Source organism: Sphingomonas sp. DC5200-1, assembly GCF_049897245.1.
GTDB classification, from domain to species: Bacteria; Pseudomonadota; Alphaproteobacteria; order Sphingomonadales; family Sphingomonadaceae; genus Sphingomonas; species Sphingomonas aquatilis.
The window spans coordinates 246,731-260,978 of the sequence record NZ_JAFCVW010000003.1 but is presented as its reverse complement, the minus strand read 5'-3'; the positions used below and the strand labels follow the sequence as shown (position 1 = coordinate 260,978).

The 14,248-nt window shown below is 67.8% G+C and carries 13 protein-coding genes; 1 reads left to right on the top strand and 12 read right to left on the bottom strand.

The window, feature by feature from the left end; genetic code table 11:
* Window positions 1-84 precede the first annotated feature (84 nt).
* The 4 genes from ACP7A3_RS07435 to ACP7A3_RS07420 form a co-directional block, all read right to left on the bottom strand.
* Window positions 85-759: a hypothetical protein gene (locus ACP7A3_RS07435; RefSeq protein ID WP_426256256.1), complete on the bottom strand. Its 675-nt coding sequence runs from the start codon at window positions 757-759 to the stop codon at window positions 85-87.
* Entirely contained in the window at window positions 732-1,967 is a 1,236-nt protein-coding gene (locus tag ACP7A3_RS07430; protein ID WP_426256257.1) for a TIGR04063 family PEP-CTERM/XrtA system glycosyltransferase, read from the bottom strand. The genes ACP7A3_RS07435 and ACP7A3_RS07430 overlap by 28 nt, the downstream gene beginning before the upstream one ends.
* Before the next feature lie 48 nt (window positions 1,968-2,015).
* Window positions 2,016-3,164 (bottom strand): saccharopine dehydrogenase family protein, encoded by a 1,149-nt coding sequence (locus ACP7A3_RS07425; protein WP_426256258.1) that lies wholly within the window; start codon window positions 3,162-3,164, stop codon window positions 2,016-2,018.
* A gap of 244 nt (window positions 3,165-3,408) precedes the next feature.
* On the bottom strand, window positions 3,409-5,193 hold the full coding sequence (locus ACP7A3_RS07420) for an ABC transporter transmembrane domain-containing protein (RefSeq protein ID WP_426256259.1): 1,785 nt from the start codon (window positions 5,191-5,193) through the stop codon (window positions 3,409-3,411).
* Between the two features lie 150 nt (window positions 5,194-5,343).
* Between ACP7A3_RS07420 and ACP7A3_RS07415 the strand changes: the two genes are divergently transcribed.
* Window positions 5,344-6,576: a polyhydroxyalkanoate depolymerase gene (locus ACP7A3_RS07415; protein WP_295561665.1), complete on the top strand. Its 1,233-nt coding sequence runs from the start codon at window positions 5,344-5,346 to the stop codon at window positions 6,574-6,576.
* Between the two features lie 60 nt (window positions 6,577-6,636).
* Here ACP7A3_RS07415 and ACP7A3_RS07410 read toward each other — a convergent pair whose 3' ends face one another.
* The 8 genes from ACP7A3_RS07410 to ACP7A3_RS07375 all read right to left on the bottom strand — a co-directional run bounded on the left by ACP7A3_RS07410 (window position 6,637) and on the right by ACP7A3_RS07375 (window position 14,140).
* Window positions 6,637-7,119 (bottom strand): pyridoxamine 5'-phosphate oxidase family protein, encoded by a 483-nt coding sequence (locus ACP7A3_RS07410; protein WP_426256299.1) that lies wholly within the window; start codon window positions 7,117-7,119, stop codon window positions 6,637-6,639.
* A 360-nt stretch (window positions 7,120-7,479) separates the two neighbouring features.
* Window positions 7,480-8,658, bottom strand: coding sequence for an acetyl-CoA C-acyltransferase (locus ACP7A3_RS07405; RefSeq protein WP_043060506.1), 1,179 nt, complete (start codon window positions 8,656-8,658; stop codon window positions 7,480-7,482).
* Between the two features lie 61 nt (window positions 8,659-8,719).
* Window positions 8,720-9,154, bottom strand: coding sequence for a MaoC family dehydratase (locus ACP7A3_RS07400; protein ID WP_172436207.1), 435 nt, complete (start codon window positions 9,152-9,154; stop codon window positions 8,720-8,722).
* A gap of 193 nt (window positions 9,155-9,347) precedes the next feature.
* Entirely contained in the window at window positions 9,348-10,520 is a 1,173-nt protein-coding gene (locus ACP7A3_RS07395) for a mechanosensitive ion channel family protein (protein WP_426256260.1), read from the bottom strand.
* A gap of 7 nt (window positions 10,521-10,527) precedes the next feature.
* On the bottom strand, window positions 10,528-11,541 hold the full coding sequence (locus ACP7A3_RS07390; protein ID WP_426256261.1) for a DNA topoisomerase IB: 1,014 nt from the start codon (window positions 11,539-11,541) through the stop codon (window positions 10,528-10,530).
* Window positions 11,542-11,596: 55 nt separating this feature from the next.
* Window positions 11,597-12,634, bottom strand: coding sequence for an acyltransferase family protein (locus ACP7A3_RS07385; RefSeq protein ID WP_426256262.1), 1,038 nt, complete (start codon window positions 12,632-12,634; stop codon window positions 11,597-11,599).
* Complete coding sequence (locus ACP7A3_RS07380; protein WP_294316815.1) at window positions 12,631-13,992, bottom strand: DUF5935 domain-containing protein; 1,362 nt, start codon at window positions 13,990-13,992, stop codon at window positions 12,631-12,633. Before ACP7A3_RS07380 ends, ACP7A3_RS07385 begins: the two co-directional genes overlap by 4 nt.
* Window positions 13,985-14,140 carry a hypothetical protein gene (locus tag ACP7A3_RS07375; protein WP_192929956.1) on the bottom strand — a complete coding sequence of 52 codons (156 nt, stop codon included), beginning with the start codon at window positions 14,138-14,140 and terminating at the stop codon, window positions 13,985-13,987. Before ACP7A3_RS07375 ends, ACP7A3_RS07380 begins: the two co-directional genes overlap by 8 nt.
* Between the last annotated feature and the right edge of the window lie 108 nt (window positions 14,141-14,248).

Sequence of the window (14,248 nt, the reverse complement as noted above, 5' to 3'; positions counted from 1 at the left end):
TTTCGAAGGCTAACAGAGGTTCCGGGGCCCGATAACCCCAAAAGCGATACCCGATATTCTAAAGTGTGTTTGGCGGCGTACGCTTCACCGCTTCGGACGACGACGCGTGACACGCTCCAGCCGATCGATCAGCGATTCGATCGTTGGCGGGGCGGCGGGCTCCTCAGCGGCCGGCTTGGCGGGCACGCGCAGCGGCGGCACGGGGCGCACCGGGGTCAGCGGTACGGGGGGCAGCGCACCGGGGTGGAAGGCGGCGAGCGGCAGGTCGAGGTCCGCCGGAATGGGCTGTTCGACCGGCGGCGGTGGGGGTGACGCGCCGGTGACGGGGCGCGCAAACATCGTGTCGTCGTCATCCTCCAGATCCGCAGCCGACAGCGGACGACGCGCAGGCGCGTCAGGGTGCGCATCGGCGCGGCGCAGGACGGGGACGCCATCGCTGGAGGCGGCGCGGGGGGCGAGCAGGCCACCCGGGCCGAACAGCAGGAACAGCGCCGACCAGGTGACCGCACCGGCCAGCGCCCCACCGGCCAGCGCCAGCACGGCGCGCGCGGTCGTGCCCAACGGCGGTTCCGCCGCGCCGATCAGCGACGGCAGGCCGCTGCGCCATACCCAATCCTCCAGCACGGTGGCGGGCAAGACGACGAACAGCAGGACGACGGCCAGCGCCGCCACCGCGCCACCCACCGGGGCGATCCAGCGCATCATCGCGGCGCGCGACGGCATGGTCTGGGTCATAGGCTGGCCGGGGAATGCTGGCATGCTGTGTCCATCAGCGCGGCCGACGTGAGCCGCTGGTAAACGGGATCGTAACGACGAATGTTTGACGACCAGTTACGCTCCGCCTCGACGAACGCGCGCGCACGGGCGCGTCGCGCGTCCCAGCCGCTGCGGTCGGCGAGCAGGCCGGCGAGCGCCATCGCGATGGCGGCGGGATCGTCGGGGGCGAAGAGCGTGCCGGTGTCGCCGTCGCGGATCAGTTCGCGATGGCCGCCGACGTCGGAGGCGGCGACCAATTTGCCCTGCGCCATCGCCTCCAATGGCTTCAGCGGGGTGACGAGATCGGTGAGACGCATGCGCTTGCGCGGATAGGCGAGCACATCGACCAGCGCGTAATAACGCTCGACCTCGGTATGCGGCACGCGGCCGACGAAGCGGATCGCGTCCGCCGCCGGTGACGCCGCCGCCTGCGCGCGCAACGCCGCCTCCATCGGGCCGCCGCCGACCAGTAGCAGCCGCGCCTTGGGCCGGGCCGTGACGAGTGCGGGCATGGCGGCGATCAGATCGTCCAGCCCCTCGTAATCGTAGAAGCTGCCGATGAAGCCGATCGTCTCGGCATCGTCCAGCCCCAAGGATGCGGCAAGCGCGGGATCGTGCGCGACCGGTTCGCCGAACAGCGTCAGGTCGACGCCATTGGGCGACACGACGATCTTGTCCGCCGCCACGCCGCGCGCGATCAGGTCGCCGCGCAAGCCCTCGCAGATCACCGCCACCGCATCGGTGCGCTGCACCGCCCAGCTCTCCATCGCCCGGGTGACGCGATATTTGGCCGACCCTTCGGTGCCCGTGCCGTTGCCGACCGCCGCATCCTCCCAGAAGGCGCGGATTTCGTAGACCAGCGGCAGGCGCCGTGCGCGCGCGACACGCAGCGCCGCGATCGCATCGAGCACGGGCGAATGGGCGTGGAGGATGTCGGGGCGAAAGGCGTCGACCGCCGCGTCGATCCGCCGGGCAAAGGCGGCGAGACCACCGACCTCGCCCAGCACGCCACCCTTTCGCGTCGCCTGGGTGCGATAAAAGGTCAGGCCATCGACCGATTCGACCGCGTCCGGCGCAACGCCGTGGCGCGGGCCGGTGACGGCAGCGACCTGCCAGCCGCGCGCCTCCTGCGCCTTCAGGATCGCGCGCGTGCGGAAGGTGTAGCCGCTTTGCAGGGGCAGTCCGTGGTCGAGGACATGGAGAATCCGCATGGCCCAAGCCCTTGCACCCGCAGTGCTTAATGCCGCGTCAACCGCAGCCTAGCCCGCGGTAAAGGTCAGCCCCGCCTTGTCCTGCAAGCGATCGCGCAATCCCGTGCCGAGCAACGCGCCCGGCGTCCAGATGCCGCCCGCCCCCTCCGTCTCGATCAGGCAGCGCGCGGTTTCGGCGATCATCTTGCTGGTCGAACCGTAACCGGGGTCGCGGTCGCCGGTCACCACCGCGTCGAAGCGCGCGCCATCGGGCATCAGGCCGACGAACAGCAGGTCGTAATGGCCGCTGTCGCGCTCCTCCTTGCTGGGGCCTTCGCCGGGCTTGGGGCCCTTGTCACCGGCGAGCGGATTGAGCTTGGCGATCGCCTCGGCGGCGGCCTTGCCCATGTCGCCCAGCCCGGCAACCATCATCTCGTCATAGACGAAGTCGGTGCCGTAGCGGTGGCCGAGCAGATAGTTGGTGCGGTGGACGTTCTTGGTGTTGATCGCCGCCATGATGAACGGCGCGACCCAGGTGTTGAGCGTCGCGTCGAATTCGGGGAGCATGCCGGTCGGCTGATGCGGGCCGTTGAAGCCGGGGGTCAGCGCGAACGGGCTGGCGAGCAGCCCGACGATCGAGGGGTCGCGTGCCGCCGCAGCGAGCGTCGCCTTCAGGCTGGCGGCGGTGCCACCCGAAAAGCCGCCCTTCATCGCACGCACCCGGCCCTTCACCCGCGGCGCGGGCATGCCGTATTTGGCACGTGCGCATTCCTGCAGCGTCAACACGCCGAGGTCGAAGGGGATCGAATCGAAGCCGCAGGAAAAGACGATGCGCGCGCCGGTGCGCTGCGCCTCGGCATGGTGCGCGTCGATCATGTGGCGCATCCACGCCGGCTCGCCGCACAGGTCGACGTAAGCGGTGCCCGCGGCGACACAGGCGGCGATCAACGGTGCGCCGTAGAGCTGGTACGGGCCGACGGTGGTCAGCACGACCTGCGTCGATTCGGCCATCGCCTTCAACGAGGCGGGATCGTCGGCATCGGCAACGACCAGCGGCGTATCGGCCGGCGCGCCAATGAGGTCGCGCACCTCCTCCAGCTTGGCGCGGCTGCGGCCCGCCATCGCCCAGCGGGTGACGCCCTGTTGACTGAGATATTCGGCGACGAGACGCCCGGTGAAGCCGGTGGCGCCGTAGACGATGATGTCGAAGTCGCGCATTGCCCTCTCCCGTTTGCTTTACGCAAACGTCATGCGCTTTGGGGGCGGTGGGGGCAAGGCCTGCCTTTTCCCCGTCATGCCGGCGCACGCCGGGATGACGAATAAGGGTGGTGACTGCCCCCCTCCCGTCATTCCCGCGGAGGCGGGAATCCAGAACCGCTACCGGTGCGGCTCAAGCGGGACCTGCGCGTCTGGATTCCCGCCTTCGCGGGAATGACGGCGTAACTGGGGTAACGGGTGGCCCTTACGCCGCTTCGTTGAACTGCAACCGGGCGAGTCGCGCGTACAGGCCGCCGCGTTCGATCAGGCTGGCGTGGGTGCCGTCCTCGACGATCCGGCCCTGGTCCATCACCACGATCCGCTGCGCGGCGCGGACCGTCGCCAGCCGGTGGGCGATGACCAGCGTCGTGCGGTTCTGCATCAGCCGTTCGAGCGCCTGCTGCACCAGCCGCTCGCTGGCGGCGTCGAGCGCGCTGGTCGCCTCGTCGAGCAGCAGGATCGGCGCATCGCGCAGCAGCGCACGGGCGATCGTCACACGCTGGCGCTGGCCGCCCGACAGGCGCGCGCCGCCCTCGCCCAGATGCGTATCGAGCCCCTGCGGCAGCGTGCGCAGGAATTCGGCGGCATTGGCCGCCTCTGCCGCGGCCCACAGATCGTCGTCGCTCGCCTCCCACCGGCCGTAGCGCAGATTGTCGCGCGCGCTGGCGCCGAAGATCACCGCATCCTGCGGCACCATCGCCATCTGCGCGCGCACCGCGGCGGGATCGGCTTCGCGCAGGTCGACGCCGTCGAGCAGCACGCGGCCCACGGCGGGATCGTAGAAGCGTTCGGCGAGCTGGAACAGCGTCGACTTGCCCGCGCCCGAGGGGCCGACCACCGCGACCGTTTCGCCGGGGCGGATGGTGAGCGTCAGGTCGTCAATCGCCGCCGCATCGGGGCGGGTGGGATAATGGAAGCGCACACCTTCGAACGCGAGTGCGCCCGCCACCGGCACGGGCAAGGGGATCGGTGCGGCGGGCCGGGCGATCTCGGGCGTTTCGCGCAGCAGTTCGGCGATGCGGCTTGCCGCGCCCGCACCGCGCAGCAGGTCGCCATACACCTCGGTCAGCGCGCCGAATGCGCCTGCGACGATGCCGCCCGTGACGACGAAGGCGAACATGCCGCCGCCCGACAGGCGCCCGGCGGTGACGTCGGCAACGCCTTCCCACACCACCAGCACGATCGACCCGAAGACGAGGCCGATCATGATTGCGGTCATCACGGCGCGCAACGCGATGCGGCGCTTCGCGGCGGCGAAGGTCGCGTCGACCGCCGCACCGAAGCGCGCCGCCTCGCGCGATTCCTGACCGAACGCCTGCACGATCTTCATCGCGCCCAGCGTCTCGGTCACCAACGCGCCGACATCGGCGATCCGGTCCTGCGAGGTGCGCGAATGCGCGCGGATGCGGCGACCGAAGATGGTGACGGGCAGCACGACCAGCGGGATGCCGAGCAGCAGCATGCCCGCAAGCTTGGGCGACAGCACGAACAGATAGACCATGCCGCCGATGCCCGTCGCGGTGTTGCGCAGCGCGATCGACACGGTGGTGCCGACGACCGTCTCGATGAGCGTCGTATCGGACGTGAGGCGCGAGGCAATTTCCGACGGGCGGTTTTCCTCGAAAAAGCGCGGCGTCAGCGCCAGCAAATGCGCCTGCACCTTCAGCCGCAGGTCCGCGACGACGCGCTCGCCCAGCCACGACACATGGTAGAAGCGAATCGCGGTCGCCACCGCGAGTACCGCGACGATCATCAGCAGATAGTGGAAAGAGGCATCCACCGTCCCCTGCCCGCCTGTGACGAAGCCGCGGTCGATCACCCGCTTGAAGCCATAGGGGATGCCGATCGTCGCCGCCGAGGTGGTGGCGAGCGCGGTCAGCGCGATGGCGATGTGGCGGGGATAGCGCAGCGCGATCTCCCACACGAGGCGAAGGTCGCCGAGCCGGCCCTTGCCGGCGGCGGGAGTGGGGGAAACGGGGGAACGCGCCATCGGTCGCGCCTAGCAGCCGGGGGGACACGGCTCAACGCCGGCGGCGCGTACTCGGTCTGGCGCTTATCGCGCGTCTCGGGCGTTCAGACGATTGCGGCAAGCGCGAATGCCGTTACGTATACGGCAACCAATACAGGCTACGACACGATCATGCTCTACGACGCCTATGAAATGCAGCGCTCGATGCTAGCCGGGGCCAGCGCCATGGCAACCTTCGGCGCGGACTGGATGCGCAATCCGGCCAACCCCTGGTCCTATGTCGGCGGCGGCCAACTGGTCAGCTCCGCGCTGGAGGTGTTCGCCCATGCCTCCGCGACGCGCGGCAAGCCGGCCTTCGGCCTCGATCACACCGTCATCGACGGCCAAGAGGTCGCGGTGCATGAGGAGATCGTGCTGCAGAAGCCGTTCGGCCAGCTCAAGCGCTTCCGCCGCGATGGCGTGGAGGGCGGGCCGAAGCTGCTGATCGTTGCGCCGATGTCGGGCCATTACGCCACGCTGCTGCGCGGCACGGTCGAGCGAATGCTGCCGAGCGCCGACGTCTACATCACCGACTGGCGCGATGCGAAGCTGGTGCCGTTGAAGGACGGCCATTTCGACCTCGACGATTATATCGACTATCTGATCGCCTTCCTGGAAGCGATCGGGCCGAACGAGGGCCAGGGCGGCACGCATATGCTCGCGGTCTGCCAGCCGTCGGTGCCCTGCTATGCCGCGGTCGCGCTGATGAGCGCGGACAAGCACCCCTGCCGGCCCAAGACGCTGACGATGATGGGCGGGCCGATCGACACGCGCGAGGCGCCGACCGCGGTCAACACGCTGGCCACCGAACGCCCGCACGCCTGGTTCGAACAGAATGTCGTCGTGACCGTGCCGATGATGTATCCGGGCGCGGGGCGGAAGGTGTATCCCGGCTTCTTGCAGCTCGCCGGCTTCATGTCGATGAACCTCGGCAATCACATGATGAGCCATTGGGAGATGTTCAAGCATCTGGTCCAGGGCGACGGCGAAAGCGCGCAGGCCACCAAGAACTTCTATGAGGAATATCGCGCGGTCTGCGACATGACCGCGGAATTCTACTTGCAGACGGTCGATCTGGTCTTCCAGACGCATGCCCTGCCGCGTGGCGAGATGCTGCATCGCGGGCGCCGCGTCGATCCGGGTGCGATCACCGACGTCGCGGTGCTGGCGATCGAGGGCGAGCGCGACGACATTTCGGGGTTGGGTCAGACCAAGGCGGCGCTGACGCTCGCTACCAACCTGCCGGCCGAGCAGAAGCGCTATTACATGGCCGAGGGTGCCGGCCATTACGGCATCTTCAATGGCTCGCGCTGGCGCAACAAGGTCGCACCGATCGTCGAGGAATGGATGGCGGCACATGCCTGATATGCGAAGGGGCGGCTCCCGTCGGAACCGCCCCTCTCGTCGTTTATAAGGCCAGACGCCTCAGGCGACCGAACCGACCACGGCGTGGCTGCTCGATTCGTCGCTGCGGATCGTGCCGCCGAACAGCATTTTCAGCCGGCCGCCGATCGAGATATCGGTTTCCCACAGCTCGGCGCTGTCGATGTCGAAACGCAGCAGCGTGAGATTGGGGTCTTCCTTCCCGCCCGGGAACCACGCTTCGACTTGGTTATTCCAGAGCTTGTCGATCTGCGTGCGATCCTCGTCACGGCTGACGGTGCCCGCTAGGCACGCGAAGAAGTCATGCCCCTTGCCGACGAACTGCGCCATGGCGTCGCCGCCCTTGGCAATGCGGTTGTCGCGGCCGGCGAAGAAAAACAGTGTATTGGGCTGATCGTCGTCGATCTGCGCGGTCATCGGCTCGGAATGCTCGCCGTCCATCAGGCCGATCATCACGAACGGGCTAGACTTCAGCTTGTCAAGGAACTTGGCGGCCACTTCCTGCGGGCTGTCTTGATCGGCCATGCATCGTCTCCTGTACCGGGGGTTCGGCCGGAAGAACGAGCGCATCGGGGGTTGGTTGCGCGGAAAGACCGCATCGGCCACGATCGCCGGCGGCGGCAATCCTGACGTCACCACAAGGAGACACTGCAATGACGGTGGCCGACTTGTGCCAGATCCTGGGCGTCATCATCGCCTTTGCGGCCTTGGCCGTGAAGATCGTCGATAGTCGTAACAGGTAAAGCACACGGGCGGGGCTCGGGTAGCAGCTCGAGCCCCAAACGTTTTGGGCCTCGACCGTAGCAGCGGTCGAGGCCCACACAAGGAGGACACCAATGACAATGTCCGAGTCGCTACATACCCTTTCCGGGCCTAACTTTCAACTTACAGAACCTCGAACAACCCTGCCGCGCCCATGCCGCCACCGACGCACATCGTGACGACGACATACTTCGCACCGCGGCGCTTGCCCTCGATCAGCGCGTGACCGGTCATGCGGGCGCCGGACATGCCGTAGGGATGTCCAATCGAGATGGCGCCGCCGTTCACATTGAGCAATTCGTCGGGAATGCCGAGCGTGTCGCGGCAGTAGAGGACCTGGACGGCGAACGCCTCGTTCAGTTCCCACAGGCCGATGTCCTTCATCGTCAGGCCGTTCTTTTCGAGCAGCTTGGGGATCGCGAAGACCGGGCCGATGCCCATTTCGTCGGGCTTGGTGCCCGCCACCGCCATGCCGACGTAGCGGCCGAGCGGGGTCAGCCCCTTCGCGGCCGCGACCTTTTCCTCCATCAGCACCGATGCCGAGGCGCCGTCCGACAGCTGGCTGGCATTGCCCGCGGTAATGACGCCGTCCGGCCCGACGACCGGCTGCAACGCCTGCAAGCCTTCCAGCGTCGTGTCGGCGCGATTGCCCTCGTCCTTCGACAGCGTGACGTCCTTGGTGCTGACCTCTTTGGTCACCTTGTCGACGACGTTCATCGTCGCCGCCATCGGCACGATCTCGTCATCGAACTTGCCCGCCGCCTGCGCCGCGGCGGTGCGCTGCTGCGACTGGAGGCCGTAGGCGTCCTGCGCCTCGCGGCCGATGCCGTAGCGCTTGGCCACCGTTTCGGCGGTCTGCAGCATCGGCATGTAGATGTCGTTGTGCATCGCGAGCAGCTGCTTGTCGGGGGCGACGCGCATCTGCGGGGTCTGGACCATGCTGATGCTTTCGACGCCGCCGCCGATCGCGACGTCCATGCCGTCGATCACGATCTGCTTGGCCGCCGTGGCGATCGCCATCAGGCCGCTGGCACACTGGCGATCGAGCGACATGCCCGACACGGTGATCGGCAGGCCGGCGCGCAACGCCGCCTGGCGCGCGATATTGCCTGCTTGATGCCCCTGCTGGAGCGCGGCGCCGAACACCACGTCCTCCACTTCGGCGCCGTCGATGCCGGCGCGCTTGACGGCATGTTCGATCGCATGGCCGGCCAGCGCCTGCGGCGTCGTGTTGTTGAAGGCGCCGCGATAGGCGCGGCCGATCGGCGTGCGGGCGGTGGAGACGATGACGGCGGAGCGCATGGGCTGGCTTCCTTGATGGGGCGCGACGCGGCGCGCGGGTTCGGTGACTATAGGGTTGGCGTCAGACGAAAATCTGGCTGATCCATTCGGCGATCAGGGCAGGCTTGTCCTGCCCTTCGATCTCGACGACGAAATTGGTGGTCTGCTGGAACTGGCCCGGCCGCTTTTCATCGAAGGCGAGCAGGGTGAAGCGGCCGCGCACGCGCGATCCCGAACGGACAGGGGTGAGGAAGCGGACCTTGTTGCCGCCATAGTTGACGCCCATCCGCGCGCCTTCGATCTGCGGCGCGTCGGGCACCTTGCTACTGAGCAGCGGCATCAGCGACAGCGTGAGAAAGCCATGCGCGATCGTGCCACCAAAGGGTGTCTGCGCCGCCGCGACGGGATCGATATGGATGAACTGATGGTCGCCGGTCGCTTCGGCGAAGCGATCGATCATCGCCTGCGTCACCTCGACCCAGTCGGACACGGTTTCGGTGCCGACCCTGTCCTTCATCGCCTGCGCGGTGATCGTCGTCACGAAGAATCGCCCTCCCGATTGCGGCGCGCGGATGGCGTTCCGCGTCGCGCCATCCTGTAGGCGGAGCCGGGGGCGTTCCGCAAGCCCCTCTCCCGACCGAAAGCTTGAACCCCGGCAGCCATACACGACGAACCGCGCCAAACGCGGCGGACCCGATGTTCGAAAACGCCTAGGGCGTGGGGGCGTAGGGCATCACGAGCTTGCCGTCCGGGCCGGCGGTGTAGGTCGTCTGCGTCGGATAGGCGATGCCGATCCCTTCCGCGGCAAAGCGGCGGATCAACGACACCATGATGCGGTCGCGCATCGGGTGCGCGGTCGCCCAATCGTCACCGGGGATGTCGAATTGCAGCACGAAATCGAGGCTGGAGGCGCCGAAGGTTTCGAAGCTGGACCGCGCGACCTTGCCGCCCTCGCCCTCGACGATCTCGCGCATGATCTGCGGCACGCGGGCGAGCGTGTCGGGCGGCGTTTCGTAGGTGACGCCGATCGTGAAGGCGAGCCGGATATGGTCGCGCACGCTGATGTTCTGGATTTCCTTGTCGAGCAGTTGCTTGTTGCTGATCACGCGCAATTCGCCGGTGAAGGCGCGGATGCGCGTGCTCTTCAGGCCGATTGATTCAATGACGCCGTTGGTCGTGCCGTAGCTGATCTTGTCACCGCGGCGGAACGGACGGTCGAAGATGATCGCGAGCGCGGCGAAGAGGTCGCCGAAAATGCCCTGTGCGGCGAGGCCGATGGCGATACCGCCGACGCCCAGGCCGGCGATCAGTCCGGTGACGTTGACGCCGAGATTGTCGAGCACGACGACCAGCGCGACAGCGAACAGCGCGACGGTGACGAGCAGGCGGATGAGGCCCATCGCGCTGAGCAGCGCTTCGCCCGAATAATGCTCGCTGCTGGTGCGGTGCTCGATCGCGCCGAGGATCAGCTCGCGCGCCCAGATCGCCGCCTGGAATACCGAGGCGACGGTCCACAGGAAGTTGATCGTCGTCGATACCTGGCTCGGCGCGCCGGCATAGCCCGCGACCAGTTTGGCGGCGAGCATGACGATGAAGAAGTTGTTGGTGCGCGCGATCGCCCGGCCGACGATCGCGCCCCAGCCGCGGCGGACGAGCGTCTCGGCGACGCCGCCAACATCCCTGCGTCGGCACAGGCGCTCGCCCAGCCGGCGCAGGCCGTGCAGGGCGACGACGATCACCACGCCGACGGCAAGCGCGATGAGGATTTGCAGCCAGTGCGTGTGCAGCCAGACTTCGCTGGCGGTGTACAGGCCGGTCAATTGGTCCTGGACGCCGTTGCTGTCGAAGATCGGCGAAGCGGTAGTGGTCGTGGTTTTGGACATAAGGAGATCAGGCCGCGGCTTTCAGCGGCGCCGTGCTGGGCGTGCCGGCTTCGAGGAAGGCGATGAGCCCCCGTTCTTCGCGGCTGAGATGACGGGCGGAGCGCGGCAGGCGCAACGCGCGGCGGAAGGCGCCCTGCCCCGTCTTCACCAAGGCGATGAGGGACGGGTGGACGTAGCTCTTGCGCGCGATGGCGGGCGTATTGCCCAGGCGGGCGACGACGGGTTCGAGCAGCGCCTTCAGGCTGAGGTCCGCCTCGGCGCGGGCCAGCGCCTCGAACGCGGCGACGCTGGCGCCCCAGGTGCGGAAATGCTTGGCGGTGAAATCGCCGCCGGTCGCGCGCTTGATATAGTCGTTTACGTCGGACGAGGTGACGGGGTGCGCCTCTCCATCGTCGTCCACCCAGGCGAACAAATGCTGTTCGTCGAGATCCTGCATCTTGCGCACCGTCGCGGCGAGCCGCTTGTCGGTGATCGCGACGTCGCGTTCCTTGCCGGATTTGCCCTTGTAGCGCAGCTTCAGCGTGTTGCCGCGGACGGTGCCGTGGCGCTTGCGCAGTGTCGTGGCGCCGTAGCTCTTGTTCGTTTCGGCATAGGCTTCGTTGCCGACGCGCAGGTGACCGATGTCGAGCAGGCGCACGACCGCGGCGATGGCGCGATCGCGCGGCAGTCCGCGTGCGGACAGATCCGCCTCGACGCGGGCGCGCAGCTTGGGCAGGCAATGGCCGAAATCGGCGCATTTTTCGTATTTCGCCGCCTCCTGCGCCTCGCGGAAGCCGGTGTGATAGCGATATTGCTTGCGCCCCTTTTCGTCCCAGCCGACCGCCTGGATATGGCCGTTGGGCTTGGGGCAAAACCAGGCGTCGCGATAGGCGGGGGGCAGGCCGACCGCGTTCAGCCGGTCGATCTCGTCACGATCGGTGATCCGGTCGCCGTCGGGCGCATAATAGGCCCAGCCATTGCGAACCTTGCGGCGCGTGATGCCGGGCTTGGAATCATCGCAATAGACTATGCGTGCGGCCAATTGGGCACTCCCTTCCTAGTAGGAAATGCCCAGGCCACGCAGGCGGTTCCGAGCGCTACCCCGCGGCGCGCGGCCGCCCGAGCGCGTTGACCCAGCGTTGCGCGGGCCGTTCGACCCAGCGGTAGAGGACAACAGACGCGGCGAGGACCAGCGCTAGATAGAGCGCGATGACGGGCGAGGGCACCGACGCGGCATCGCGGACGGCGACGAGCTTGAAGGCCTTCCACAACAGGAAATGCGACAGATAGGTCGCGTAGCTGATGTCGCCGAGCGCGTGGAGCCAGCGCCCCTCGAGCGGATGGTGCGGCGTGCCGGCGCTGAGCGCCAGCGCGAGCAGCAGTGCGGCGAACGTGACGGGCGCGGCGAGCGTCTCGGGGCAGCCCAGTGCCCAGGCCGCCGCGCCGATCGCGGCGACGCCGAGCGGCCAGGCGAGCGACGGGCGGCGCAGGAACAGCGCGGCGAGAATCGTGCCGGTGGCAAATTCGGCGAGACAGCGAATGAGGCCGTAGCGCGGGATGTCCCAGCCCAGCGTCGGCGCGCCCTGCATCGCGATGTGCAGCGCGACGAGGATCGCCGCCGCTATGGCCACCAGCGCGATGCCGGGCAGACGGCGCCAGTCGATCGTCAGGATCAGCAGCGGGAACAGCAGATAGGCGGCGAGTTCGCAGCTGATCGACCAGGCCGGATCGTTCCAGTGCAGCGCATCGGTGACGCCCCAATTCTGCACCAGCAGCACATGCAGCGGCAGTTCGGCGAACGGAAAGGCCGGGTCGCTGCGCCCGGTCGCCCGCAACGCGAGCGCCAGGGCGACCGCGAAGGCCAGCATGACCGCATGCAGCGGCCAGATGCGCGCGACGCGCTTTTGCAGGAAGCGGGCGATGCCGGCGGCGCCCTGCCCGCGCAGCCGGCCGTGCCAGGTCAGCCAGATGACGAAACCAGACAGGAGGAAGAAGAAGTCGACGGCGAGATAGCCCTTGGCGAGCACCGCCTCGACGCCGTGCGGCAGGCCCGCGATGCTGGCGCGGATATGGTAGAGGACGACCAGCCACGCGGCGATGCCGCGGGCCGAGGTGAGGGCGCGCAGTTCGCTCATGCTGGAATGGCGTCGCCCCGTGGCTTGCGCAGCGGCGCCTGGCCCTCTTCGCTGCGGCGGCGGGCGAGATAGGTGTCGAGGCCGATCTGCGCGCCCAATAGCATGTAGATGAATGGCTGGAAGGCGATGGCGATGAACGCCGCGCCGAGCAGATAGACGAGGTGCGCGGTCTGAAGCGCGGCGGCGAGCGGGCCCGCCCAGCCGAAGGGGCCGGCGGGATCGCGATAGCGGCGGCGCAGCACTTCCATGCGGACGAGGCCGATCAGGCTGATCGCCAGCCACAGGGCCAGGCCGGGATAGCCCTGTTCGCCCAGCATTTCGAAATAGGCGCTGTGATAGCCGCGCGCCTTGTCGGTCACCGCCTGATCGGCGACGGTCGCGGCGGCATCGCCCTGCGCCGCGGTCGTCTTCTTGATCTCGTAGCGGATGTGGTTGCCGCGGAACGCCTCGAACCCGCCGCCGAAGGGGTGCGCCTTGGCATAGTCGATCGTCCACTGCCACACGGCGATGCGGGTGGAGGCGGATTCGTCGGCATCATGGCTCTTGATCGTGCTCATCCGCTCGGTGAAGCTCGCGGGCAGGAACGGCACCGCGAGCAGCCCCGCCGCGCCGATCATGGCGAGATAGGTGAACTTGCGCTTGGTGTTGCGCAGCGAGAGCAGCGCGACGAGGATGGTGCAGAGCGTGCCGGTGCGCGTCGAGGTGCCGATCGGGATCAGCAGGCAGGCGAAGATCAGGCACAGGCAGAAGCCCTTCACCTTCCAGTCGGGCGGGAAGATCGTGCCCCAGCGCATGAACCAGGCGATCAGCGGCACGATCGCGATCGCGACGGTGGAGATGGTCGACCCTTCGTACAGGCCCGAATTGTTGGTCACCATCAGGTCGAGCTGGCCATAGCCGCCGCCGCCCGCCGCGGTCTTGATGCCGCCGACGATGATGATCGTCGCCGCCGACAGGATCATGAACAATAGCAGCGATTCGATGCGCAGGCGCGTGCGCAGCGTCAGCGGCAGGAAGGCGGCGAAGGCCAGACACTTCCATACCCAGTCCCATTTGTCGCGCGCGTCGACGGGAAAGTCCGCGCCCATCGTCGTGATCCCGCAATAGAGCAGCAGCAGGATGATGAGGCCCTGCCGCGGCGCGAAGCGGCTGTCGCTCTTGTCGTCCATCAGCAGCCAGCCGCCGACCGCCAGCACCACCGCGATCAGCGAAATTGGCACGGCGTTGAGCAGGATGTACGTCAGCCGCTGCGGCGAGACGATGTCGATATAGACATAGGCGCACACCAGCAGGAACGGACGGCGGAGGCCCATTCCGAAGAGCGCGGCGAGGAAGGCGACGAAGACGAGATCACGCACCGGCGGGCGGCTCCGGCGGCGCGCTGCGGCGGGCGCGCCAGTGGCGCGGCGGCGGCGCTTCGGAATCGAGATCGGGGCGGCGCAGCAGGCGCCAGGCGGCGAGCAGCATCAGGCCGTGCGTCAGCGCCAGCGACAGATTGTCGATCATCGCGTGCGAGCGCTCCTTGTCCAGGCGGCGGGTGTAGGGGGTTCGGGTTGATGCGGCGTTAAGGGATTACTCGCTTCGTCATTCCGGCGGACGCCGGGATCCATGGTC

Coding starts and splice junctions, on each gene's coding strand:
- ACP7A3_RS07435 (WP_426256256.1), bottom strand. CDS start 759: ATGCCAGCATTCCCCGGCCAGCCTATGACCCAGACCATGCCGTCGCGC.
- ACP7A3_RS07430 (WP_426256257.1), bottom strand. CDS start 1,967: ATGCGGATTCTCCATGTCCTCGACCACGGACTGCCCCTGCAAAGCGGC.
- ACP7A3_RS07425 (WP_426256258.1), bottom strand. CDS start 3,164: ATGCGCGACTTCGACATCATCGTCTACGGCGCCACCGGCTTCACCGGG.
- ACP7A3_RS07420 (WP_426256259.1), bottom strand. CDS start 5,193: ATGGCGCGTTCCCCCGTTTCCCCCACTCCCGCCGCCGGCAAGGGCCGG.
- ACP7A3_RS07415 (WP_295561665.1), top strand. CDS start 5,344: ATGCTCTACGACGCCTATGAAATGCAGCGCTCGATGCTAGCCGGGGCC.
- ACP7A3_RS07410 (WP_426256299.1), bottom strand. CDS start 7,119: ATGGCCGATCAAGACAGCCCGCAGGAAGTGGCCGCCAAGTTCCTTGAC.
- ACP7A3_RS07405 (WP_043060506.1), bottom strand. CDS start 8,658: ATGCGCTCCGCCGTCATCGTCTCCACCGCCCGCACGCCGATCGGCCGC.
- ACP7A3_RS07400 (WP_172436207.1), bottom strand. CDS start 9,154: ATGAAGGACAGGGTCGGCACCGAAACCGTGTCCGACTGGGTCGAGGTG.
- ACP7A3_RS07395 (WP_426256260.1), bottom strand. CDS start 10,520: ATGTCCAAAACCACGACCACTACCGCTTCGCCGATCTTCGACAGCAAC.
- ACP7A3_RS07385 (WP_426256262.1), bottom strand. CDS start 12,634: ATGAGCGAACTGCGCGCCCTCACCTCGGCCCGCGGCATCGCCGCGTGG.
- ACP7A3_RS07375 (WP_192929956.1), bottom strand. CDS start 14,140: ATGATCGACAATCTGTCGCTGGCGCTGACGCACGGCCTGATGCTGCTC.